The following is a 24,740-nucleotide window of genomic DNA, read 5'->3' as shown; positions in this document are numbered from 1 at the left end:
CCTGTCGCGGCCCGTCTTCCTGCCGGCATCAAGCTGCGGGCCCGGCCTCACGGTTTCAGGCCGCTGGCTTCATCGCCCAGCCTGTTCTCCAGGTTGGCGCGCCCGCTCTGAGCGTAGCGCTTGCATGCCCCGGCGTCGACCAGCGGTTTGCCGCCCGTGCCGCGCAGGCGCGCGAACAGGTCGCTGGCCAGTGGGTGCGGCGTGATCTGGATGTCGCAGGGCAGGGCGGCGAGGGTGTCCAGGCCGCGGCGGAAGGCGGCGACCATCGCCGGATGGTCGCTGTAGCGGTACTGGTGGTCGGACAGCGCGCTGACGCTGTCGGTGTAGGCCAGGTCCAGGCAGCGCGAGCCTTCGCAGCTGCGCCAGGTCCAACTGGTGCCGCCCGGGGTGTGGCCGGGGGTGGCGTGTGCGACGAGCGCCAGCGCGCCGACCCGTACGCTGTCGCCGTCGGCCAGCGGGCGCACCACCGGCACCGCCGGAAAGCCGGTGTCGAATTCCAGTTGCTGCGGGTCGCTGCGGTCGCTCACCCCGGTATGCAGCGTGTTGACCGCCGGCGCGCGCGCCAGCAGCGGCGCGCCGGTCACCTGCTGCAGGTAGGCCAGGCCGGCCGCGTGGTCGTAGTGTTCATGCGAATTGAGCAGGTACTTGACGTCGCCGGGGTCGAAGCCCAGGGCGCGGATGTTGGCTTCGATCAACGGCCCGGCCGGCGCGGTGGCGCCGTCGATGAGGACGTGGCCCTGGTCGGAGGTGACCAGCAGCGCGGTGAGCCCGCAGGTGCCCACGTACCAGGTGTTGCCGAAGATGCGGCGCGGCGGCGCGGGTTCGTTCCAGCCGTCCATGGCGCTGTCGCTGGGCGGGCAGTCGCGCGCGCCGGGGGCGGTGGACGTCGCCGGCGCGGCGTGGGTGGCGGGGAGGGCGGCCGCCACATGTGTCGGCGCGCGTTGCGGCGTTGCAGGGCAGCCGGCCAGCAGCGCCAGGCCAAGCGCGGGTACGGCAAGGCGGCAGGGCCGCCGCAGGACTGGGGGCATCACGGTCATCTGCAGGTTGGAAAGCGCTGCCGCAGGATAGGCAGGCCGCGCGTGCGCGACCAACGCGAATAAGCTGCGGCAGGCATGAGCTGCCTGCATGCCTGGGTGCCGTCGCCGCGGTCAGCGCCCGGGCGCCAGCCCGGTGTAGCGTGCGCGCGGGCGGATCAGCGTGCCCAGTGCCTGCTGTTCCAGTGCGTGCGCCAGCCAGCCGGTCAGGCGCGCGGCGGCGAACATCACCAGCGCATGCGCGCCGGGCAGGCCGTGCACGTAGCAGATCGCCGCCAGCAGGCCGTCGATGTTCGGGTGCTGGCCGCTGTGTTCGGCGGTGGCCGCCAGCACCGCCTCGACGTGGCGCATGCGCGGCTGCCCGCCGCACAGCGCACGCAGCTGGCGCAGCATCTCGCCACCGCGCGGGTCGCCATCGGGATAGAGCAGGTGGTTGAAGCCGGGCAGTTCGTCGCCACGGCGCCAGCGTTCGGCGATGAACGCCGCCGGCGCGCCGCTGGCCTCGGCATCGAGCAGCAGCGCATGTGCGCGCGCGGTGGCGCCGCCATGGCGCGGCCCGGACAGCGCGGCCAGGCCGGCGCTGACGGTGGCGTGCAGGTGCGCGCCGGTGGAGGCGACCACGCGCGCGGCGAACGCCGACACGTTCAGCTCGTGGTCGGCGCACAGCACCAGCGCCGAGCGCACCAGTTCGGCGAAACCGGCGTCGCCGGGTTGCCACGCATCGGCCAGCAGGCGGTGCACCGGGCGCGCGTCGGGCTGCACTCCCACCAGCAGCGCGGCGTTCTGCCGCAGCAGCATCGCCGCCACCTCGCGCCGCACCGGCGCGGCGGCGTTGAGCGATTGCCGCTGTTCCAGCGCCAGCAGCGGGATGCAGGCCATGGTCCGTTCCAGCGGCGGCAGCGCGGCATCCAGCGCCAGCGCCGCCACCCGCGGCGGCCACGCCGGCGGTGGCGCCGCGGCGAACGGATCCTGTTCCTCGCAGTCCCACAGCAGCCGCGCGATGTCTTCCAGGGTGGCGCCGCCGCGCGCCGCCGCCACCGCCGAGCGGCCGCGGTAGTACGGCGCGTCCGGGCGGATCAGCGAGATCCGCGTTTCCAGCACCGGCAGGCCGCGGTCCAGGCTCTGCGCCGCGCCACGCGCCGCGCCGCGGCCGGCGCGCTTGCGCTGCGCCAGCCGCTCCACCTCGGCGCGCAGGTAGACCCGGCTGCGCGGGTCCGGTCCGGGCCGCGAACTGAGCTGGCCGCGGCTGACATAGGCGTACAGCGTGGCCGGGCTGATCCCGAGCAGGGCGCAGGCGTCGCTGGCGGGGATCAGTTCGGGGTCGGCGGGTTCGGTCATGGGCTCGATATGTTGATTGTTTGAATCAAGATTGATCAATGGTTTGGGTGGTGCCAGATTGTGCGCCATCGCGGAACGGCGCTCTCGCCGCCGCCATACCAGGAGTCCCGCCATGTCCGTTTCCTCCGCCGGCGCCGCGTTCCGCGCCGCCCTGGCCGCCGAAAAGCCCCTGCAGGTGATCGGTGCGATCAACGCCAACCACGCGCTGCTCGCCAAGCGCGCCGGCTACAAGGCCATCTACCTGTCCGGCGGCGGCGTCGCGGCCGGCTCGCTGGGGCTGCCGGACCTGGGCATCAACACCCTGGAAGACGTGTTGATCGACGTGCGCCGCATCACCGACGTGTGCGACCTGCCGCTGCTGGTGGACATCGACACCGGCTTCGGCCCGAGCGCGTTCAACATCGCGCGCACGGTGAAGTCGCTGGTCAAGGCCGGCGCCGCCGCCTGCCACATCGAAGACCAGGTCGGCGCCAAGCGCTGCGGCCACCGCCCGGGCAAGGAAATCGTGTCGCAGGGCGAGATGGTGGACCGGGTCAAGGCCGCCGCCGACGCCAGGACCGACCCGGACTTCTTCCTGATCGCCCGCACCGATGCCATCCAGATGGAAGGCGTGGACGCGGCCATCGAGCGCGCCATCGCCTGCGTCGAGGCCGGTGCCGACGGCATCTTCGCCGAGGCCGCCTACGACCTGGACACCTACCGCCGCTTCGTCGACGCGGTGAAGGTGCCGGTGCTGGCCAACATCACCGAGTTCGGCAAGACCCCGCTGTTCAGCCGCGACGAGCTGGCCACGGCCGGCGTCGCCATCCAGCTGTTCCCGCTGTCGGCGTTCCGCGCCGCCAACAAGGCCGCCGAGAACGTGTACGAGGCGATCCGCCGCGACGGCCACCAGCGCAGCGTGGTCGATGCCATGCAGACCCGCGAGGAGCTGTACGACCGCATCGGCTACCACGCCTTCGAGGCGCAGCTGGACAAGGTATTCGCGCAGAAGGGCGCATGATGGCCGTCCCTGCGGCCACCTGATACCCGCCATGGCGACCCCGTCCTCCCACCGCACCCGCGTCGACCGCCGCGATACCGCGCGGCGCCTGCTGCAGCGCGACCTGGAGCAGCTCACGCCCGAGGAACGGGTGGTGGTCGAACGCTTCATCTCCGGCGGGCGGGTCTCGCGCAACGTGCGCCGCGAGCTGCACGAGTCGCGCACGCTGGGCGAGCGGGTCGCCGACCGCGTCGCCGAAGTCGGCGGCAGCTGGACCTTCATCCTGTGCTTCGGCGTGGTGCTGGTGGTGTGGATGGTGGTCAACAGTTTCCTGTTGGCCCGGGCGTTCGACCCGTACCCCTACATCCTGCTCAACCTGGTGCTGTCGTGCCTGGCCGCAGTGCAGGCACCGATCATCATGATGAGCCAGAACCGGCAGGCGGCGGTGGACCGCATGCGTGCCGAGAACGACTACCAGGTCAACGTGAAAGCGGAGCTGGAAGTGCTGCAGATCCACGAGAAGCTGGACCTGCTGCGCACCCGCGAATGGGCGCTGCTGGTGGAACAGCAGAACCGCCAGATCGAAATGCTGCAGCGGTTGCTGGAACGCGCCACCACGGCGCCCGGCGACGAGCCGCAGAAACAACCGTAAACCTTCCCTCGAAAGGCAGAAGACCATGTCAGAACAGACCACCGCCACGCCCGCCTTCAAGCCCAAGAAGTCCGTCGCCCTGTCCGGCACCGCCGCCGGCAACACCGCGCTGTGCACGGTCGGCCGCAGCGGCAACGACCTGCATTACCGCGGCTACGACATCCTGGACCTGGCCAACACCAGCGAGTTCGAGGAAATCGCTCACCTGCTGGTGCACGGCAAGCTGCCGAACCAGGCCGAGCTGCGCGCCTACAAGGCCAAACTCAAGGCGCTGCGCGGCATCCCCGCTGCGGTCAAGGCCGCGCTCGAAGAGCTGCCGCCGTCGGCGCACCCGATGGACGTGATGCGCACCGGCGTGTCGGTGCTGGGCTGCGTGTCGCCGGAGAAGGACGACCACAACCACCCGGGTGCGCGTGACATCGCCGACAAGCTGATGGCCTGCCTCGGTTCGATGCTGCTGTACTGGTACCACTGGAGCCACAACGGCCGCGCCATCGACGTGGAGACCGACGACGACTCCATCGGCGGCCACTTCCTGCACCTGCTGCACGGCGAGCAGCCGCGCGACTCGTGGGTCAAGGCGATGCACACCTCGCTGATCCTGTACGCCGAGCATGAATTCAACGCCTCCACCTTCGCCTGCCGCGTCATCGCCGGCACCGGCAGCGACATGTACAGCGCCATCACCGGCGGCATCGGCGCGCTGCGCGGGCCCAAGCACGGCGGCGCCAACGAAGTCGCGTTCGAGGTGCAGAAGCGCTACGAGACGCCGGACGAGGCCGAGGCCGACATCAAGGCGCGGGTGGAGCGCAAGGAAGTGGTGATCGGTTTCGGCCACCCGGTCTACACCGTGTCCGATCCGCGCAACAAGGTGATCAAGGAGGTCGCGCGCGAGCTGTCGGCCGAACAGCAGAACATGAAGATGTACGACATCGCCGAGCGCCTGGAAACGGTGATGTGGGACATCAAGAAGATGTTCCCGAACCTGGACTGGTTCAGCGCCGTCAGCTACCACATGATGGGCGTGCCGACCGCCATGTTCACCCCGCTGTTCGTGATCGCGCGCACCGCCGGCTGGAGCGCGCACATCATCGAGCAGCGCATCGACGGCAAGATCATCCGTCCCAGCGCCAACTACACCGGTCCGGAAGACCAGGCCTTCGTGCCGCTGGACCAGCGCGCGTAAGCCGCGCATCGCGTCTTCCGCGTGCGGAAGACCAGGCCCCTCTCCCGCACGCGGGGGAAGGGCCGGGCGAGGGGAAGCGGCTGGCGCGTACGCCCGGCTTCGTGCGGGTGGACGAAGATCGACAGGCAACGCCAGGGTTCCCCTCCGCCCTTCGGGCACCTTCCCCCGCAGGCGGGGGAGGGCAGCCTTCGGATTCTCCGGGGTGCGGCGGCTCGGCGCAGCCGCCAGCCCACCCGCCACGACAGCAAGCCCAGACCCTCACAGGCCCGCCATGAACACCGATCACCGCAAGCAACTCCCCGGCACCGCGCTGGACTACTTCGACGCCCGCGAGGCGGTCGATGCCATCGCCCCCGGCGCCTACGCCACCCTGCCGTACACCTCGCGCGTGCTGGCCGAGAACCTGGTGCGCCGCTGCGATCCGGCCGCGCTCGGCGATTCGCTCAGGCAGCTGATCGAGCGCCGCCGCGACCTGGATTTCCCGTGGTTCCCGGCGCGCGTGGTGTGCCACGACATCCTCGGCCAGACCGCGCTGGTGGACCTGGCCGGCCTGCGTGACGCCATCGCCGAAAAGGGCGGCGACCCGGCCAAGGTCAACCCGGTGGTGCCGGTGCAGCTGATCGTCGACCACTCGCTGGCGGTGGAGTGCGGCGGCTACGACCCGGACGCGTTCGCCAAGAACCGCGCCATCGAGGACCGCCGCAACGAGGACCGCTTCCACTTCATCGACTGGACCAAGCAGGCGTTCCAGAACGTGGACGTGATCCCGCCGGGCAACGGCATCATGCACCAGATCAACCTGGAGAAGATGTCGCCGGTGGTCTACGTGCAGGACGGGGTGGCGTTCCCGGACACCTGCGTCGGCACCGATTCGCACACCCCGCACGTGGACGCACTGGGCGTGATCGCCATCGGCGTCGGCGGGCTGGAGGCGGAGAACGTGATGCTCGGCCGCGCCTCGTGGATGCGCCTGCCGGACATCGTCGGTGTCGAACTGAGTGGCAGGCCGCAGCCGGGCATCACCGCCACCGACGTGGTGCTGGCACTGACCGAGTTCCTGCGCAGGGAGCGCGTGGTCGGCGCCTGGCTTGAGTTCTTCGGCGAGGGTGCCGCGGCGCTGACCATCGGTGACCGCGCCACCATCTCCAACATGTGCCCGGAGTACGGCGCCACCGCGGCAATGTTCTACATCGACCAGCAGACCATCGATTACCTGCGCCTGACCGGCCGCGAGGAATCGCAGGTGGCGCTGGTGGAAAACTACGCGCGCACCACGGGGCTGTGGGCCGACGCGCTGGCCACCGCGCAGTACGAGCGCGTGCTGCGTTTCGACCTGTCCACGGTGGTGCGCAACATGGCCGGCCCGAGCAACCCGCACCGGCGCCTGCCGGTGTCCGAGCTGGCCGAGCGCGGCATCGCCGACGAAGCCAAGCTGGAAAGCGGCAGGGGCGAGGAAGCCCAGGGGCTGATGCCCGACGGCGCGGTGATCATCGCCGCCATCACCAGCTGCACCAATACCTCCAACCCGCGCAATGTGATCGCCGCCGGCCTGCTGGCGCGCAACGCCAACGCGCGCGGGCTGGTGCGCAAGCCGTGGGTGAAGTCGTCGCTGGCGCCCGGTTCCAAGGCGGTGCAGCTGTACCTGGAAGAGGCCGGCCTGCTGCCCGAGCTGGAAAAGCTGGGCTTCGGCATCGTCGCCTTCGCCTGCACCACCTGCAACGGCATGAGCGGCGCGCTGGACCCGGCGATCCAGCAGGAAATCATCGACCGCGACCTGTACGCCACCGCCGTGCTGTCGGGCAACCGCAATTTCGACGGCCGCATCCATCCCTACGCCAAGCAGGCGTTCCTGGCCTCGCCGCCGCTGGTGATCGCCTACGCCATCGCCGGTACCGTGCGCTTCGACATCGAGAAGGACGTGCTGGGCATCGACGCCGACGGCAACGCCGTGCGGCTGAAGGACATCTGGCCGTCGGACGCCGAGATCGACGCCGTGGTCAAGGCCGCGGTCAAGCCGGAACAGTTCCGCAGCGTCTACAACCCGATGTTCAACGTGCGCGTCGAGCATGGCGCGCCGGTCAGCCCGCTGTATGACTGGCGCCCGCGCAGCACCTACATCCGCCGCCCGCCGTACTGGGAGGGCGCGCTGGCCGGCGAGCGCACGCTGCGCGGCATGCGCCCGCTGGCGGTGCTGCCGGACAACATCACCACCGACCACCTGTCGCCGTCCAATGCGATCCTGCCGTCCAGCGCCGCCGGCGAGTACCTGGCGAAGATGGGCCTGCCGGAAGAGGACTTCAATTCCTACGCCACCCACCGCGGCGACCACCTCACCGCGCAGCGCGCCACCTTCGCCAACCCCAAGCTCTACAACGAGATGGTGCGCAACGCCGACGGCAGCGTGCGGCAGGGCTCGCTGGCGCGGGTGGAGCCGGAAGGCAGGGTCATGCGCATGTGGGAAGCGATCGAGACCTACATGGCGCGCAAGCAGCCGCTGATCATCATCGCCGGTGCCGACTACGGCCAGGGCAGCTCGCGCGACTGGGCCGCCAAGGGCGTGCGCCTGGCCGGCGTGGAAGCCATCGTCGCCGAGGGCTTCGAGCGCATCCACCGCACCAACCTGATCGGCATGGGCGTGCTGCCGCTGGAGTTCAAGCCGGGCACCGACCGCAACACCCTGGGCATCGACGGCACCGAGACCTTCGATGTGCTCGGGCAGCGCACCCCGCGCGCCGACCTGACCCTGCTGATCCACCGCCGCGATGGCAGTACTGTCGAGGTGCCGGTGACCTGCCGCCTGGACAGCGACGAGGAAGTGGCCATCTACGAGGCCGGCGGCGTGCTGCAGCGCTTCGCCCAGGATTTCCTGGAAGGCGCCCGGGTGGCCTGATACCCCCGACGGCCCGGCAACGGGCCGTCTTTCATCGCAAGGAACCGTTCCATGGCATTTCTCCCACAACTCCGCATTCCCGCCACCTACCTGCGCGGCGGCACCAGCAAGGGCGTGTTCTTCCGCCTGCAGGACCTGCCGGAAGCGGCGCAGGTGCCCGGCCCGGCGCGCGACGCGCTGCTGATGCGGGTGATCGGTTCGCCCGACCCGTACGGCAAGCAGACCGACGGCATGGGCGGGGCGACGTCGAGCACCAGCAAGTGCGTGATCATCGCCCCGGCCTCGGTGCCGGACCACGATGTCGACTACCTGTACGGCCAGGTTTCCATCGACAGCGCGTTCGTCGACTGGTCGGGCAACTGCGGCAACCTCAGCACCGCGGTGGGGCCGTTCGCCATCGCCAACGGTTTCGTCCCGGCCGCGCGCATCCCGCGCGACGGCACCGTGGCGGTGCGGGTGTGGCAGGCCAACATCGGCAAGACCATCATCGTGCACGTGCCGGTGCGCGACGGACAGGTGCAGGAAACCGGCGATTTCGAACTGGATGGCGTCACCTTCCCGGCGGCGGAGATCGTGCTGGAGTTCATCGATCCGTCCGACGACGAAGGCGAGGGCGGTTCGATGTTCCCGACCGGCAACCTCGTCGATGAGCTCGACGTGCCCGGCGTCGGCGCGCTCAGGGCGACGATGATCACCGCCGGCATTCCCACGGTGTTCGTCGAGGCCGCCGCGCTGGGCTACGACGGCACCGAACTGCAGCCGGCGATCAACGAGGACAAGGCGGCGCTGGCCCGGTTGGAGGCCATCCGCGTGGCCGGCGCGCTGCGCATGGGCCTGATCCGGGCGCCGGAAGAAGCGGCCACCCGCCAGCACACGCCCAAGGTCGCCTTCGTGGCGCCGGCCAGGGACTACGTCGCTTCCAGTGGCAAGCACATCGCCGCCGCCGACATCGACCTCAACGTGCGCGCCCTGTCGATGGGCAAGCTGCATCACGCGATGATGGGCACCGCCTCGGTCGCCATCGCCACCGCCGCGGCGGTGCCGGGCACGCTGGTGAACCTGGCCGCCGGCGGCGGGCAGCGCGAGGCGGTGCGCTTCGGCCACCCCTCCGGCACCCTGCGGGTGGGCGCCGCGGTAGCCCGGGTCGACGGCCAGTGGACGGTGACCAAGGCGGTGATGTCGCGCTCGGCGCGGGTGCTGATGGAGGGCGCGGTACGCGTGCCCGGCGACACGTTCTGAAAGGCCCGGGCGCAGCCGGCACGCCACCGCAGGCGTGCCGTCGCGCACACGAGGGGTTCCCGGGCGGCGGCTATACTCGCCGCGTCTGCAGGAGAACGCCATGGGCAACAGGAAGTGGAAGCACATGCGCTGGGGCGCCGCCGCGCTGGTGGCGCTGGCGATGCTGGCCGGCTGCAAGCGCAACGAGACCGGGCAGCTGCCCGGCGCCAGCGGCGAGGCGATCCAGGCCAAGCGCGACGAGGTCAAGGGCTTCGCGCTGGTGCGCGTGTGGCCCGACCAGAAGGGCGGCGACGGCCTGTCGCTGGCGGTGGAGTTCTCACAGCCGCTGGTCGGCACCCAGGACTTCGACAAGCTGCTGCGCTTCGAGGAAAAGGTCGGCACCGAGGACAGCAGCTGGTCACTGTCCGATGACGGCAAGACCCTGCGCTATCCCTATGTCGAGGCGGCCAAGGACTACACCCTGGTCGTCTCGGCCGACCTGCTCGCCGCCGACGGCAGCCGCCTGGGCCGCGAAGTGCGCCAGCAGGTGTTCACCGGCGAGCTGAAGCCGGCCGCCGGCTTCGCCTCGCAGGGCAGCGTGCTGCCGGCGCGCGAGAGCCGCGGCCTGCCGGTGGTGTCGGTCAACGTGCCGGAAGTGGACGTCGAATTCCTGCGCGTGGGCGAGAAGAACCTGCCCAGCTTCTTCAGCCAGTACCAGCGCGGTGGCCGTCGCGGCAGCTGGGAGCTGGACAGCGACTACGGCGAGCACACGCCGATCTCGCAGCTGGCCGAGCCGGTCTACCTGAACCGCTTCGTGCTCGGCGGCAAGCCCAACGAACGGGTGCTGACCTACCTGCCGATCCAGGAGATCCGCGAGCTGCAGCAGCCGGGCCTGTACTTCGCGGTGATGAAGCGCGCCGGCAGTTTCGAGGGCGAGTACGACACCGCGTTCTTCACCGTCAGCGACATCGGCCTGCACACCCGCGCCTACAAGGAGCAGCTGTTCGTGCACACCGCCTCGCTGGCCTCCGGCGCGCCGCTGAAGAAGGTCGAGCTGCGGGTGCTCGACGGCAAGGGCGAGACCATCCTCAAGGGCCAGACCGACGCCAACGGCAACGCGCTGCTCAACTACACCCTGGACGCCGCGCACGTGCTGGTGGCCAGCAGCGGTGCCGACACCACGATGCTGCCGTTCAACCAGCCGGCGCTGGACCTGAGCGAGTTCGCCGTGGCCGGGCGCCAGAACGCATGGTTCGACGTGTTCGCCTGGTCCGGCCGCGACCTGTACCGCCCCGGCGAGACGGTGCGCGTGTCGGCGCTGCTGCGCGACAACGACGGCAAGCCGGTGACCGCGCCGGACAAGGGCGCGCAGCCGGTGTTCCTGCGGCTCAAGCAGCCCGACGGCAAGGTGTTCCGCGAAACCCGCCTGCAGCCGGGCGCGCAGGGCTATTTCAGTTTCGAACAGGCGATCCCGGCCGAGGCGCCCATCGGCCGCTGGCAGGTCGAGTTCCGTACCGACCCGGCCAGCAAGGAGGCGGTGCAGGGCCTGACCCTGCGCATCGAGGAATTCCTGCCCGAGCGCATGAAGCTGGACCTGGACAGCGCACAGAAGACGCTCAAACCGGGCGAACCGCTGAAGCTGCGGGCCGACGCCGCGTACCTGTACGGCGCGCCGGCCGATGGCAACCGCTTCACCGCCCGGCTGGCGGTGGCGGTGGAGCAGCACCCGCTGGAATCGATGCCGGGCTGGTTCTTCGGCGACCCGACCGTGAGCCTGCCGCGCGACGCCAGCGACGTGATCGACACCACCCTGCCCAGCGACGGCCGGCTGCGCCAGGACATCGCCCTGCCGGACGAGGTCGGCAAGGGTACGCCGGTGGCGGCGCTGGTCTCGGCCAGCGTCTACGAGACCGGCGGCCGCACCGTCACCCGTACCCTCAAGCGCGTGCTGTGGCCGGCACCGGCGCTGGTCGCGGTGCGCCCGCTGTTCAGCGACACCGATGGCGCCGACGCCAACGCCAACGCGCGTTTCGAGCTGCAGCGCGTGGATGCCGACGGCAAGCCGCAGCCGGCCAAGGGGCTCAAGGTCACCCTGGTGCGCGAACTGCGCGACTACCACTGGACCTTCACCGACAACCGCTGGGACTACGATTTCACCCGTCGCTTCGAGAACAAGGAAACCCGCACCCTCGATGTCGGCGCCACCGCCGCCCGGTTCGACTTCCCGGTGGAGTGGGGCGAATACCGGGTGGACGTGTTCGACCCGGCCACCGGGCTGACCATGCGCTACCCGTTCCGCGCCGGCTGGAGCTGGAACGACGACAACCGCGGGCTCGACGCGCGCCCGGACAAGGTCAAGCTGGCCCTGGACAAGACCGGCTACAAGGCCGGCGACACGCTGAAGGTGACCCTGACCCCGCCGCATGCCGGGCGGGGCGTGCTGATGGTCGAAAGCGACCGCATGCTCTACGTGCAGGACATCGAGGCCAAGCCGGGCAGCACCTTCGAGATCCCGGTCACCCAGGACTGGGAGCGGCACGACGTCTACGTCACCGCGCTGGTGTTCCGCGGTGGCAGCGCGTCCAGCAAGATCACCCCGGCGCGCGCCGTGGGCGTGGCGCACGTGCCGATGGACCGCCGCGACCGCCGCATCGCGGTGGGCCTGGTGGCGCCGAAGCAGATGCGCCCCGAACAGCCGATGACGGTCACCGTCAGCGCGCCGGAGCTGGCCGGCAAGCCGGCGCACGTCACCGTCTCGGCGGTGGACGTGGGCATCCTCAACATCACCCGCTTCGCGGTGCCCGACGCCAACGCGCATTTCTTCGCGCAGCGCCGCCTGGGGGTGGACGCCTACGACATCTACGGGCGGGTGATCGAGAGCTTCGAGGGCAACAGCGGCAAGCTCAAGTTCGGCGGCGACATGGCGCTGCAGGCGCTGCCGCAGGCGCGGCGCCCGACCGCGCGGGTGCAGACCGTGGACCTGTTCTCCGGCCCGGTCGCGCTCGACGCGAAGGGCAACGCCCGCATCACCCTGCCGGTACCGGATTTCAACGGCACCCTGCGGGTGTCGGCGCTGGTGTATTCGGACACGCGCTACGGCAACCGCCACGTGGAAACGGTGGTGCGCGCGCCGATCCTGGCCGAGGCCAGCATGCCGCGGGTCATGGCCCCCGGCGACCGCAGCACGGTGACCCTGGACGTGCAGAACTTCACCGGCAAGCCCGGCGAGTTCACGGTGCGGGTGGACGGCGAGGGCCCGCTGGCGATCGGCGAGGCCGCGCGACGGCTGCAGCTGGCCGCCGACGCCAAGCAGACCCTGAGCTTCCCGCTCACCGCGCAGGAGGGCTACACCGTGGCCAAGGTGCGGGTACGGGTGGACGGCAACGGCTTCAAGGTCGACCGCCGCTACGACCTGCCGGTGCGCGCGGCCTGGCCGCAGGTGCTGCGCGCGCAGACCCGCACGCTCGACCCGCTGGCGCCGGTCACCCTGGACAGCGCCTTCGCCGGCGGGCTGATGGCCGGTTCGGTCAATGCGCGCATGCTGGTCAGCCCGCTGCCGCCGATCCCGTTCGCCTCGGCCCTGCAGGGCGCGCTGAACTACCCCTACGGCTGCGCCGAACAGACCACCAGCAAGGGCTACGCGGCACTGCTGCTGGACCAGGCCACCTCGGCCATGCTCGGCGCCGACGGGCTGGACGCCAAGGCCCGCCGCGAGCGCATGGAAGGCGCGTTCGGGCGGCTGGCCTCGATGCAGGTGGCCAACGGCAACTTCTCGATGTGGGGCAGCGACGACTACGTCAACCCGGCGCTGACCCCGTACATCGCCGAGTTCCTGCTCGACGCCAAGGATGCCGGCTTCGCGGTGCCGGACAACGTGCTGCAGAAGGCATTGAACCGGATCAGCGAGGACCTGCTCAGCGGCGGCAACCAGTTCTACGGCCAGGACCGCCGCGAGGCGCTGAAGTTCGCCAACCAGGCGTATTCGGGCTACGTGCTGGCGCGGGTCAACCGCGCCCCGCTGGGCACGCTGCGCGCGCTGTACGACAACGAGCGCGGCAAGGCGGTGACCGGGCTGTCGCTGGTGCACCTGGGCGTGGCGCTGTCGCTGCAGGGCGATAGCAAGCGCGGCCAGGCCGCCATCGCCGCCGGCTTCGGCATGGCCGGCAAGGACCGCCCGGCGTATTTCGGCGACTACGGCAGCCCGCTGCGCGACGACGCGCTGATGATCGCGCTGCTGCACGAGCGCGGCCTGGCCAAGCCCGGGTACGACGCACGCGCGGTCAGCCTGGGCCGCGAACTGGACGCGCGCCGCAACGCCGACTGGCTGTGGCTGAGCACCCAGGAGCAGGTGGCGCTGGCGCGGCTGGGCAAGGCGCTGATGGCCGACCAGAAGAAGCTGGTCTCCGGTGAACTGGCGGTGGGCCCGGCGCGCGAAGCCATCGACGCGCGCAAGCTGTTCGCGCGGGTGTTCGACGCCACGCAGCTGGCGCAGGGCGTGCGCTTCACCCCGCAGGGCCAGGCGCCGATGTTCGCCAGCCTGGAAGTGGCCGGCATTCCGCGGCAGGCGCCGGCGCCGGACAACAGCGTGATCGGCATCGAGCGCGCCTGGTTCACCACCGACGGCAAGCCGTGGACCCCGCGGCCGCTGAAGGAAGGCGAGGCGCTGATCGTGCGCCTGAGCGTCACCGCCAACACCGCCATGCCCGACGCACTGCTGACCGACCTGCTGCCGGCCGGCCTGGAGATCGAGAACTTCAACCTCGGCGACGCCAAGCAGTGGGCCGACGTGGTGGTGGACGGCATCCAGATCAACGACCGCGGCGGCGCGGCCGATGCCAAGCACGAGGAGTTCCGCGACGACCGCTACGTGGCCGCGCTGAACCTGTCGCGCGGCAGCACCGCGCGGGTGTTCTACCTGGTGCGCGCGGTCACCCCGGGCACCTACACCGTGCCGCCGCCGCTGGCCGAGGACATGTACCGTCCCGAGCTGCGCGGCGTGGGCCGGTCCAACCCGACCACGATCACCGTCGTGCAGCCATGACGATCACCGCGGGCACGTGCCACCGCGCGCGCCCGCGCGGCAATGAATGGATGATGGATGGCGAGCGCCGCACCCCGCACTCCGGTACCTCCCGCTCCCGCGCCCGCCGCGGGCGCGGGCGGCGAACGCGGCACTGACCCGGCAATGCGGCCGCCGCGCGGGCGCTTGCGGCGCCTGCTGCCATGGCTGCGCTGGGGCGCGGTGGCGCTGTTGTCGCTGCTGCTGGTGCTGGACATCGCCTTCCCGCTGCCGCTGCCGGCCGCACGCGACACCGGCACCCTGGTCGTCGCCCGCGACGGCACGCCGCTGCGCGCCTTCGCCGATGCGCAGGGCGTGTGGCGCTACCCGGCCGATGCGAAGACCGTCTCGCCGCTGTACCTGCAGGCACTGCTGACCTACGAGGACCGCTGGTTCCGGCGGCACCCCGGCATCAATCCGTGGGCGCTGCTGCGCGCCGGCGGGCAGATGCTGGCCGAGCGCCGCATCGTCTCCGGCGGCTCCACCCTGACCATGCAGGTGGCGCGCATCCTCGACCCGCACACGCGCACGCCGTGGGGCAAGGCCAAGCAGTTGCTGCGCGCGCTGCAGCTGGAGGCGCACCTGGACAAGGCGCAGATCCTGGACCTGTACCTGGAGCGCGCGCCTTACGGCGGCACCATCGAAGGCGTGGAGGCGGCCAGCTGGGCCTACCTGGGCAAGCCGGCGGCGCGGCTGTCGCATGCCGAAGCCGCGCTGTTGGCAGTGCTGCCGCAGTCGCCGAGCCGGCTGCGCCCGGACCGCCACCCCGAGGCCGCGCGCCGCGCCCGCGACAAGGTGCTGGCGCGCATGACCGAACTGGGCGCGTGGTCGGACGAAGCGGTGGCCGATGCGCGCATCGAGCCGGTGGTCGCACGCTCGCTGCAGCAGCCGCTGCACGCGGCCTTGCTGGCGCAGCGGCTGCGCAGTGCGCAACCGCGCGCGGCGCAGATCCAGACCACCCTGGACAGCGGTCTGCAGCGCACCCTGGAAGAGCGCGTGGCCGCGTATTTCTCGCAGTTGCCCGAGCGCACCTCCGCCGCGCTGCTGGTAATGGACAACGCCACCCTGGAGGCGCGCGCCTACGTCGGTTCGGTGGCGTTCGCCGACAAGGCGCGGCTGGGCCACGTGGACATGGTGCAGGCCTGGCGCTCGCCCGGCTCCACGCTCAAGCCGTTCCTGTACGGCATGGCGCTGGACGACGGGCTGATCCATTCCGAAAGCCTGCTGGTCGATGCGCCGCAGAGCTTCGGCGGCTACCGCCCCGGCAACTTCGACGCCGCGTTCAACGGCCCGGTCGGCGCGGCCACCGCGCTGCGGCTGTCGCTGAACGTACCGGCGGTGGACCTGCTCGACCGCGTCGGCCCGTCGCGCTTCGCCGCGCGGCTGGGCAACGCCGGCATCAAGCTGCGCTTCCCGCACGGGGTGCAGCCCAACCTGGCGCTGATCCTGGGCGGCACCGGCGCGCGCCTGGAGGACCTGGTCGGCGCCTTCGCCGCGCTCAACCGCCAGGGCATCGCCGGGCGCGTGCGCTACACCGCCGACGACCCGCGCATCGAACGCCGGCTGGTGTCGCCGGGCGCGGCGTGGATCGTGCGCGACATCCTGCAGTCCAACCCGCGCCCCGGTTACGGGCTGGGCACCTTCGACACCGGCAGCCGCCCGCCGGTGGCGTGGAAGACCGGCACCAGCTATGGCTACCGCGACGCCTGGGCGATCGGCAGCACCCGCCGCTACACCGTCGGCGTGTGGGTGGGGCGCCCGGACGGCACGCCGTTGCCCGGCCAGTACGGCGCGGTCACCGCGCTGCCGCTGATGTTCGAAGTGATCGACAGCCTGCCGCGCCAGCCCGGCGACAGCGACACGCCGCCGATGCCGGCCAGCGTTGGCGAGGTGACGGTGTGCTGGCCGCTGGGCCTGGCCGCCACCGACACGCCGCCGGCGCTGTGCCAGCGGCGGCTCGACGCGCTGGCGCTGGATGGCACCGTGCCGCCGACCTTCGCCGAGCGCGATGCGCGGCTGTGGCAGTCCGGGCAGGTGCGCTTCGAGGTGGATGCGCGCAGCGGCCAGCGCCTGTCGGCCGGCTGCGAGGGCCACCCGCAGCGGCAGGCGCGCGAAGTCGCACGCTGGCCGGCGCTGGCCTCGCCATGGCTGTCGCAGGCGCAGCGCCAGGCGCAGCAGCTGCCACCGCTGGCGCCGGACTGCCCCGACGACGGCCGCGGCAAGGATGCCGCCCTGCACATCGACGGACTCACCGACCGCGCCACCGTGGCGCGCGCGCCGGGCGCGGCGCACGGCCCGCGCCTGCAGATACGGGCGATCGGCAGCGAAACCACGGTGCAGTGGCTGCTGGACGGGCGCTGGATCGCGCAGACCGAAGGCGCGCGCGCGTTCGTGCGCGACTTCGACGAACCGGGCGAGCACAGCCTCACCGCACTGGCCGCCGACGGCGCCTGGACCCGCATCCGCTTCCGCGTGGCGCACTGAGCGGTGGGCGCTGTGCCCGCGTAGGTGCGAGGCTTGCCTCGCACGCCCTTCGTGACCGATATCGGGAAGGCCCCCGTGCCGGGCAAGCCCGGCACCTACGATGCCCTCGGCCGCTACGGCACCTACGATGCCATCGCACAATCCAAGGAAGGCCCTACGGTGCCATTGGACGATCCAGCCACGGCATGTGCTTCATGGTTGGCCGCCGCGGCGGCCACCGCCGGCGCCTGCACGCCCCTCCGCCCGGCGCGCGGCACAGGGCAGCGTTATGCCCGCGTAGGTGCGAGGCTTGCCTCGCACGCTCCTCGTGACCGATATCGGGAACACCCCTGTGCCGGGCAAGCCCGGCACCTACGGTGTCCTCGGCCGCTCCGGCGTCCAGATGCCATTGGACGATCCAAGAAAGGCCCTGCGGTGCCATTGCGCTCCATGGCTGGCCGCCGATGGAGCCTGCAGGTCCCTCCGCCCGGCGCGCGGCACGTTGCGCGATGTGCCCGCGTAGGTGCGAGGCTTGCCTCGCACGCTCTTCGTGACCGATATCGGGAAGGCCCCTGTGCCGGGCAAGCCCGGCACCTACGATGCCCTCGGCCGCTACGGCACCTACGATGCCATCGCACAGTCCAAGGGAGGCCCTACGGTGCCATTGGACGATCCAGCCACGGCATGTGCTTCATGGTTGGCCGCCGCGGCGCCCGCCGCCGGCGCCTGCAGGCCCCTCCGCCCGGCGCGCGGCACGTTGCGCGATGTGCCCACGTAGGTGCGAGGCTTGCCTCGCACGCTCTTCCGCGCAAAGCGCCAGGGCGCGTTTCGCCGCGGCTATTCGCCGATCCAGCCGTCGAGCAGGTCGGCGAAGTCGTCGGCGTGTTCTTCTTCCTGCGCCAGGATCTGCTCGAGGATGCGCTTGGTGGTGGTGTCCTTGTCGCCGACGAAGTTGATCATCTCGCGGTAACTGTCGATGGCGATGCGCTCGGCGATCAGGTTCTCGCGCACCATGTCGCGCAGGTTGCCGCCTTCCTTGTACTCGGCGTGGGCGCGGGCGGTGAGGGTGTCCGGGTTGAAGTCCGGCTCGCCGCCCAGCTGCACGATGCGCTCGGCCAGCATGCCGGCGTGCGCCTGCTCCTGCTGCGCGTGCTCCAGGAACTCGGCCTTCACCGCGTCGGCGAGCATGCCCTTGGCCATGTAGTAGTGGCGGTAATAACGCAGCACGCACACCCATTCGGTGGCCAGGGCGTCGTTGAGCAGCTTGATCACCATCTTGCGGTCGGCGGCATAGGTCGGGGTGATCGCGCCGTCCTCGATGCTCCTGCGCGCGTTGGCGCGCAGGGTCTTGCGGTCGCTGATGCCGCTGGCCGGGACGGTCATGGCTTTCTTGCTGGCGGGCTGCTTGCTCATGGCGGGCGTGCTCCTTGGTGGAAGGGAATCGCTACTCCGGAAGGTGGGCCAGTACGTACTCGGCGGAGGACACCTCGAAATTGCCGGGTTCCTCCACGTGCACGGCGCGCACGATGCCGTTGTCCACGTACAGCGCGAAACGGCGCGAACGCATGCCCATGCCCGATCCGCTGGCGTCCATTTCCAGGCCCAGGGCGCGGGTGAGGTCGCCATTGCCGTCGGACAGCATCAGCAGCCCGTCCGGCACCGACTGCGCCTTGCCCCAGGCCTGCATCACGAACGGGTCGTTCACCGCCATGCAGAACACGTCGATGCCGCGGCTGCGGAACTGCTCGAAGCGCTCGATGTAGCCGGGCAGGTGGCGCGCCGAGCAGGTCGGGGTGAACGCACCGGGCACCGCGAACAGCACCGCCTTGCGGCCATCGAACAGCGCCTGCGTGTCGATGGTTTCCATGCCCTCGCGGATGCGCTTGAGGGTCACTTCCGGGATGCGGTCGCCGACGTGGATGGTCATGGGCTTCTCCAGAGTCTGAATCGAAGTTTAGTGAGCTGGGGTTGAGGGCCGCGTCAACGGCTTGAAAGCGCGGCCTTCACGCAGCATTTCCCGTGCATGGGCGCAGGGCGCCATTCCGGCCGCCCGCCCGCATCCCTGCAGGAGGAGATGATGAGCATCGTACGTTACCGCCAGTGGCCGACCCAGTCCGATATCCGCCATCTGCTCGCCCCGTTGCTGGACATGCCCGGCGACGCCGCACCGGCCGGTACCTGGGTGCCGGCCGTGGACATCCGCGAACAGGACACGCAGTTCGTGCTGCACGCCGACCTGCCGGGCGTGGACCCGGCCTCGATCGAGGTGCAGATGGACAAGGGCGTGCTGTCGATCAAGGGCGAGCGCCGCGCGCCAGCGCCGGTGGAAGGCCCGCACTTCTCGCGCATCGAACGCCGCCACGGCACGTTCGAACGCCGCTTTGCGCTGCCCGACAGCGCCGACGCCGAAGGCATCGTCGCCAGCAGCCGTGACGGCGTGCTGGAAATCCGCATCCCCAAGCGCGCCGAGGCCGCGCCGCGCCGCATCCAGGTGGCCAGCGCCGGCGGCACCGCGTAAGCACGCGCCGCGCACACATCGGCACCGCCGTGGCCCGCTAGAATGGCGCCACGGCGGCAGCCGAACCCGTATCGGCCCGTTCGCCGCAAGGCGGCGGGCCCGACTCTTTCAGAAAGGGTGTCTGGATGGAATTCAAGGATTACTACGCGACATTGGGTGTGGAGCCCACGGCCGGCGATGCCGAAATCAAGACCGCCTACCGGCGGCTGGCGCGCAAGTACCACCCGGACGTGAGCAAGGAAGCCGGCGCCGAGGAGAAGTTCAAGGCCGTCAACGAGGCCTACGAGGCGCTGCGCGACCCGGCCAAGCGCCAGGCCTACGACCAGCTGCGCGCCCAGGGCTACCGGCCCGGCGAGGAGTTCCACGCGCCGCCCAACTTCGGCGGCGGCCAGGGCTTCGACTTCGAGGAAGTGTTCGGCGGCGCCGGTGCCGGCGGCGGCTTCAGCGATTTCTTCGAAAGCCTGTTCGCGCGCCAGCGCGGGGGCGGCCGTGCGCGTGGCGGATTCGACGGTTTCGGTGGCAACGTCGGGCCGCAGCCCACGCGCGATACCCGCGCCAAGCTGTCGGTGCCGCTGGAAGCGGCCTACAACGGCGACACGCTGCGCATCAACGTCGATGGCCGCCAGCTGGACGTGCGCGTGCCCAAGGGCATCCGCCCCGGGCAGGTGATCCGCCTGGCCGGGCAGGGCAGCGGTGGCGGCAACCTGATGCTGGAAGTGGAATACGCCGCGCACCCGCAGTTCGAGGTGGACGGCCGCAACATCCTTTACACCCTGCAGGTCACCCCCTGGCAGGCGGCGCTGGGCACCAGCATCAGCGTGCCGACCCTGGGCGGGGCGGTGGAGCTGAAGGTGCCGGCCGACTCGGACAGCGGCCGCAAGCTGCGCCTGCGCGGCCGCGGGCTGCCGGGCAAGCCGGACGGCGACCAGATCGTGGAGCTGGAAGTCATCGCCCCGGTGGCGACCAACGAGGCCCAGCAGAAGGCCTACCGCGCGCTGGCCAAGGCCTTCGGCGAGAAAATCTGACGTATCGCCAGCGGCAGGCGCGGCCCGTGAGGGCGCCCCTGCGGCGGTATCAGGCCGGGGCCACGGCCCCGTAGGTGTGGGGCTCGCCCCACACCGGGCCTTGCCGGGTAAAGCCGCATGCGGGGCAAGCCCCGCATCTACAAGGTAAGCGTGCGGTGCATGCCCGCATCCACAGCACGCGGAGCAAGCCCCGTATCTAGCTTGCGGTGCAAGCCTACATCCACAGCATGTGGGGCGAGCCGCTCCATCCACAGGTCAGGTTTTGGGAACGTCGCCGCACGACCGCATCAGGTCGGGGCCACGGCGTCGTAGGTGTGGGGCTCGCCCCACACGGGGGCCTTGCCGGGGAACGCCGCATGCGGGGCAAGCCCCGCATCTACAGGGTAAGCGCGCGGGGCAAGCCCGCATCCACAGCACGCGGTGCAAGCCCCGTATCTAGCATGCGGTGCAAGTCCCGCATCTACAGCATGCGGAGCAAGCCCCGTATCTGGCATGCGTTGCAAGCCCACATCCACAGCATGCGGAGCAAGCCTCGTATCGAGCATGCGGAGCGAGGCCCGCATCCACAGGCCAGGTTTCGGAAACGTCGCCGCCCGACCGCATCAGGTCGGGGCCGTGGACTCGTAGGTGTGGGGCTCGCCCCACACGGGGCCTTGCCGGGGAAAGCCGCATGCGGGGCAAGCCCCGCATCCACAGATCAGGCTTCGGGCGCGTCGCCGCCGCCTTCGAACACCCGCGCGATCACCTCGGACAGCTCGTCTTCCGAAAACGGTTTGGTGACGTAGGCCTTGGCGCCCTGGCGCATGCCCCACAGGCGGTCGGTGTCCTGGTCCTTGGTGGTCACCAGCACCACCGGGATGTGCGCGGTACTGGCCTCGCGCTTGAGCGTGCGCGTGGCCTGGAAACCGTTGAGGTTGGGCATCACCACGTCCATCAGCACCAGGTCGGGCAGCACCGACTTGGCCGCTTCCACGCCGGCGGCGCCGTCGGTGGCGGTGAAGGTTTCATGCCCCAGTTTTTCGACGATGCGCTGGATGCCGAGCAGCTGCGACGGCGAATCGTCCACGATCAGAATACGCGCCACGTTCTTCCCCAAGATGATGTCGCGGCCATAGTGTCGTGCCCGCTGCGATGCGAAGCAACCCGCCACGCCGCGCGCGGCGCCGCATTCAGTCGATCCGCACCAGCGTGCGCCCGAACGAACCGCCGCCCAGCATGGTGGCGAACACCTCCGGCAACCCGTCCAGGCCCACCTCGCGGGTGCAGATGGTGTCCAGGTGGCGCGGCTTCCAGTCGTCGCCCAGGTGCTGCCACACCTGTTCGCGGATGTCGCGCGCGGTGCCGGCCGAGGCCACCCCCAGCAGCGACACGCCGCGGATGATGAACGGCATCACCGTCATGTCCAGTTCCGCGCTGGCGGCCAGCCCGGCCGAGGCGACGTTGCCGTAGGGCGCGGTCTGCGCCAGCAGGCTGGTGAGCATGGCGCCGCCGACATTGTCCAGGCCGCCGCCGAAGCGCGCCGATTCCATTGGCCGGGTGGTGGCCAGCGCCTCGCGGCCCAGCACCTGGGTGGCACCCAGCGTGGTGAGGTAGTCCCTGGCTTCGGCCTTGCCGCTGATGGCGTGCACCTCGAAGCCGGCGCGGCTGAAGATATCCACCGCCAGCGAGCCGACCCCGCCGGTGGCGCCGGTCACCGCCAGCGGGCCGTGCGCCGGGGTCTGCCGGTTGTCGGTCATGCGCAGCAGGGCCAGTGCGGCGGTGAACCCGGCCGTGCCCAGCACCATGGCCTCGCGCAGGCTCAGCCCGGCCGGCAGCGGGATGGCCCACTTCGACTCCAGCCGCACATACTGGCTGTAGCCGCCGTCGCGGGTTTCGCTCAGGCCGCAGCCGGTGGCCAGCACCGCATCGCCCTCGCGGAAGGCCGGGTCGCGGGAGGCCACCACCTCGCCGGCCACGTCGATGCCGCCCACCAGCGGGAACCGGCGCAGGATCTTGCCCTGGCCGGTGCCGGCCAGCGCGTCCTTGTAGTTGACCGAGGACCAGCGGGCGCGCACCACCACCTCGCCCGGGCTCAGCTGGTCCAGGGCGACCTGCTCCAGCCCGGCGCGGTAGCCGGCGTCGTCGTTGTGGATGCGGAAGGCGGTGAACGGGGCGGGGGCGGACATGGCATGGCCTGCGGCGGAACGGGAGACAACCAAGATAGCGGTTGCGAAACGTCAGGTCTGCCCCATCTAGTAGAATCCGGATTCGATTGACCACGGCCAGGACTGCGGGAACGCCCCGCGGACAGGCCCTGACAGATGGAGCATGCATGGCCTGGAACACACCTGGCGGCAACGATAGTGGCGGCCCCGCCGACAACCGGCGCGGATCGCGCTCGCCGCGCGGCGGCAATGGCGGCGGCGGATGGGGCGGCTTGCCCGGCCCGCTGCGCGACCTGTTCGACGGCGGCATCTGGCGCTGGGTACTGCTGGGCGTGGCGCTGCTGGTGCTGCTGTCCAGCTTCCAGCTGATCGGCGAACAGCAGCGCGGCGTGGTGCTGCGCTTCGGCCAGTTCTCGCGCATCCTGCAGCCAGGCCCGAACTTCAAGCTGCCGTGGCCGATCGAATCGGTGGTCAAGGTCAACGCCACCCAGATCAAGACCTTCAGCAGCAACGTGCCGGTGCTCACCCGCGACGAGAACATCGTCAACGTGGCGCTGAACGTGCAGTACCGTGTGGACGACCCGCGCCTGTACCAGTTCGGCACCATCGACGCCGACCAGGTGCTGGAGCAGTCGGCGCAGAGCGCGGTGCGCGAGCAGGTGGGCCGTGCCGACCTCAACACCGTGCTCAACAACCGCGGCCCGCTGGCCGTGGCCGCCGAGCAGCGCCTGGAGGCCTCGCTCAAGGCCTACCGCACCGGCCTGGTGGTCACCGGCCTGACCCTGCCCGACGCGCGCCCGCCGGAAGAAGTGAAGCCGGCCTTCGACGAGGTCAACGGCGCCCAGCAGGTGAAGGAACGGCTGATCAACGAAGCCCAGGCCTACGCCGCCAAGGTGGTGCCCGAAGCGCGCGGCCAGGCCTCGCGCGCGCGCACCACCGCCGAAGGCTACAAGCAGGCCATCGTGGCCCGCGCCGAAGGTGACGCGCGCCGCTTCACCCTGCTGCAGGCCGAATACAAGAACGCCCCGGAAGTCACCCGCAAGCGCCTGTGGCTGGAAACCGTGCAGGACGTGCTGGCCGAGAACCGCAAGGTCATCGGCGGCGACGGCCGCCAGCTGATCTACGTGCCGATGCCGGTCGACGCCGGCAAGACCGCCAACGCCCCGCAACTGACCCCGGAAATGGCGGTGCCGGCGCTGCCGGCCGCCACCGACAGCATTCGCAACGCGGACCGTTCCGGTTCGCGCTCGGCAAACCGTGAGGAGGCCGGCCGATGAAGAATTCCCTTGTGATCGGCCTGCTGGTCGCCGTGCTGCTGGGCCTGCTGGGCTCGGTGTACGTGGTGCGTGAAGACCAGACCGCCATGGTGCTCAACCTGGGCAAGGTGGTGCGCTCGGACATCAAGCCCGGCCTGCACTTCAAGGTGCCGCTGGTGGAAACGGTGCGCGTGTTCGACCGCCGCTTCCAGGTGCTGGACACCGCCCCGGCGCGCTACTTCACCGCCGAACAGAAGGACGTGAGCGTCGACTTCTTCGCCATCGGCTACATCTCCGACGTGCGCGCCTACTACCGCGCCACCGGCGGCGACGGCAAGGTGGCCAACGCCCGCCTGGCGCCGATCATCACCGACTCGCTGCGCAACCAGATCAACGCCCGCACCCTGCAGCAGCTGGTGTCCGGCGACCGCGGCGAGCTCATTGCCGGGCAGCTGCAGGGCATCAACGAGGCGGTCAAGACCCTGGGCATGCAGATCATCGACCTGCGCATCAAGCAGATCGACCTGCCCACCGACAGCCAGGTGATCACCGACGTCTACGAGCGCATGCGCGCCCAGCGCAAGCAGGAAGCGGCCAAGCTGCGCGCCGAAGGCGAAGAGCAGTCGCTCACCATCCGCGCCCAGGCCGACCGCGAAAGCACCGTGCTGGTGGCCGAAGCCGAGCGCGACGCCCAGCAGCTGCGCGGCGAGGGCGACGCCCAGGCCGCCGCCATCTACGGCAAGGCCGGCTCGGCCGACCCGGCGTTCTACGCCTTCTACCGCAGCCTGGAGGCCTACCGCGCCTCCATGACCGACGGCAACGGCGTGATCGTGCTGGACAAGAACGACCCGTTCCTGCAGTACCTCAAGAACGACCGCTGAGCCCGGGCCCGCGCCGCCCCGCCCCTCTCCCGCCGGGGGAGGGCAGGGGCCGGGCCCTTACAGGAAACAGGAAGCCGCGGCCGCGGCGCTGCACTGC

At 70.7% G+C, this 24,740-nt stretch carries 17 protein-coding genes; 11 read left to right on the top strand and 6 right to left on the bottom strand.

What is annotated here, in order from left to right; translation table 11 throughout:
- Positions 1–47 precede the first annotated feature (47 nt).
- Complete coding sequence (gene bla / locus ACJ7VY_RS11750; RefSeq protein ID WP_409475668.1) at positions 48–926, bottom strand: subclass B3 metallo-beta-lactamase; 879 nt, start codon at positions 924–926, stop codon at positions 48–50.
- Positions 927–1,148: 222 nt separating this feature from the next.
- Positions 1,149–2,372: a citrate synthase family protein gene (locus ACJ7VY_RS11745; RefSeq protein ID WP_161613491.1), complete on the bottom strand. Its 1,224-nt coding sequence runs from the start codon at positions 2,370–2,372 to the stop codon at positions 1,149–1,151.
- 112 nt (positions 2,373–2,484) lie between these two features.
- Here ACJ7VY_RS11745 and prpB point away from each other — a divergent pair, with 112 nt between their 5' ends.
- The 7 genes from prpB (at position 2,485) to pbpC (ending at position 16,840) form a co-directional block, all read left to right on the top strand.
- On the top strand, positions 2,485–3,372 hold the full coding sequence (prpB, locus tag ACJ7VY_RS11740; RefSeq protein WP_313232778.1) for a methylisocitrate lyase: 888 nt from the start codon (positions 2,485–2,487) through the stop codon (positions 3,370–3,372).
- Between the two features lie 31 nt (positions 3,373–3,403).
- Positions 3,404–4,003, top strand: a complete 600-nt coding sequence (locus ACJ7VY_RS11735; RefSeq protein WP_104939298.1) for a DUF1003 domain-containing protein — start codon at positions 3,404–3,406, stop codon at positions 4,001–4,003.
- A gap of 25 nt (positions 4,004–4,028) precedes the next feature.
- On the top strand, positions 4,029–5,189 hold the full coding sequence (prpC, locus tag ACJ7VY_RS11730) for a 2-methylcitrate synthase (protein ID WP_104939297.1): 1,161 nt from the start codon (positions 4,029–4,031) through the stop codon (positions 5,187–5,189).
- Positions 5,190–5,460: 271 nt separating this feature from the next.
- Positions 5,461–8,079: a Fe/S-dependent 2-methylisocitrate dehydratase AcnD gene (gene acnD, locus ACJ7VY_RS11725; RefSeq protein WP_409475667.1), complete on the top strand. Its 2,619-nt coding sequence runs from the start codon at positions 5,461–5,463 to the stop codon at positions 8,077–8,079.
- Between the two features lie 51 nt (positions 8,080–8,130).
- Positions 8,131–9,318, top strand: coding sequence for a 2-methylaconitate cis-trans isomerase PrpF (gene prpF / locus ACJ7VY_RS11720; RefSeq protein WP_409475666.1), 1,188 nt, complete (start codon positions 8,131–8,133; stop codon positions 9,316–9,318).
- A gap of 124 nt (positions 9,319–9,442) precedes the next feature.
- Positions 9,443–14,338: an alpha-2-macroglobulin family protein gene (locus tag ACJ7VY_RS11715; protein WP_409476811.1), complete on the top strand. Its 4,896-nt coding sequence runs from the start codon at positions 9,443–9,445 to the stop codon at positions 14,336–14,338.
- 144 nt (positions 14,339–14,482) lie between these two features.
- Entirely contained in the window at positions 14,483–16,840 is a 2,358-nt protein-coding gene (gene pbpC / locus ACJ7VY_RS11710) for a penicillin-binding protein 1C (RefSeq protein ID WP_409475665.1), read from the top strand.
- Between the two features lie 816 nt (positions 16,841–17,656).
- Here pbpC and ACJ7VY_RS11705 read toward each other — a convergent pair.
- Both ACJ7VY_RS11705 and ACJ7VY_RS11700 read right to left on the bottom strand, forming a co-directional pair.
- Entirely contained in the window at positions 17,657–18,232 is a 576-nt protein-coding gene (locus ACJ7VY_RS11705) for a bacterioferritin (RefSeq protein WP_104939292.1), read from the bottom strand.
- Between the two features lie 31 nt (positions 18,233–18,263).
- Positions 18,264–18,746, bottom strand: a complete 483-nt coding sequence (locus ACJ7VY_RS11700) for a peroxiredoxin (RefSeq protein WP_054667038.1) — start codon at positions 18,744–18,746, stop codon at positions 18,264–18,266.
- 150 nt (positions 18,747–18,896) lie between these two features.
- Between ACJ7VY_RS11700 and ACJ7VY_RS11695 the strand changes: the two genes are divergently transcribed.
- Together ACJ7VY_RS11695 and ACJ7VY_RS11690 are read left to right on the top strand one after the other, a co-directional pair.
- Positions 18,897–19,337 carry an Hsp20/alpha crystallin family protein gene (locus ACJ7VY_RS11695; RefSeq protein WP_054668739.1) on the top strand — a complete coding sequence of 147 codons (441 nt, stop codon included), beginning with the start codon at positions 18,897–18,899 and terminating at the stop codon, positions 19,335–19,337.
- A 125-nt stretch (positions 19,338–19,462) separates the two neighbouring features.
- Positions 19,463–20,362, top strand: coding sequence for a DnaJ C-terminal domain-containing protein (locus ACJ7VY_RS11690; RefSeq protein ID WP_409475664.1), 900 nt, complete (start codon positions 19,463–19,465; stop codon positions 20,360–20,362).
- A 697-nt stretch (positions 20,363–21,059) separates the two neighbouring features.
- Here ACJ7VY_RS11690 and pilH read toward each other — a convergent pair.
- Together pilH and ACJ7VY_RS11680 are read right to left on the bottom strand one after the other, a co-directional pair.
- Positions 21,060–21,446 (bottom strand): twitching motility response regulator PilH, encoded by a 387-nt coding sequence (gene pilH / locus ACJ7VY_RS11685; protein ID WP_409475663.1) that lies wholly within the window; start codon positions 21,444–21,446, stop codon positions 21,060–21,062.
- An 85-nt stretch (positions 21,447–21,531) separates the two neighbouring features.
- A complete protein-coding gene (locus ACJ7VY_RS11680) occupies positions 21,532–22,527 on the bottom strand; it encodes a YhdH/YhfP family quinone oxidoreductase (RefSeq protein WP_054667035.1) in 996 nt (331 codons plus the stop codon).
- A gap of 146 nt (positions 22,528–22,673) precedes the next feature.
- On the opposite strand from ACJ7VY_RS11680, the gene hflK reads away from it, so the two are divergent.
- The gene (gene hflK, locus ACJ7VY_RS11675) at positions 22,674–23,783 is read left to right on the top strand and encodes an FtsH protease activity modulator HflK (RefSeq protein ID WP_313247773.1); all 1,110 of its coding nucleotides are present in this window, start codon (positions 22,674–22,676) and stop codon (positions 23,781–23,783) included.
- Positions 23,780–24,643 (top strand): protease modulator HflC, encoded by an 864-nt coding sequence (gene hflC, locus ACJ7VY_RS11670; protein ID WP_056931328.1) that lies wholly within the window; start codon positions 23,780–23,782, stop codon positions 24,641–24,643. Before hflK ends, hflC begins: the two co-directional genes overlap by 4 nt.
- Positions 24,644–24,740 lie beyond the last annotated feature (97 nt).

Source organism: Stenotrophomonas sp. Y-13 (assembly GCF_046267925.1).
Taxonomy (GTDB): Bacteria; Pseudomonadota; Gammaproteobacteria; order Xanthomonadales; family Xanthomonadaceae; genus Stenotrophomonas; species Stenotrophomonas acidaminiphila_A.
Note: the sequence above shows the minus strand (reverse complement) of the source record. Positions and strands in the feature narration are given on the sequence as shown.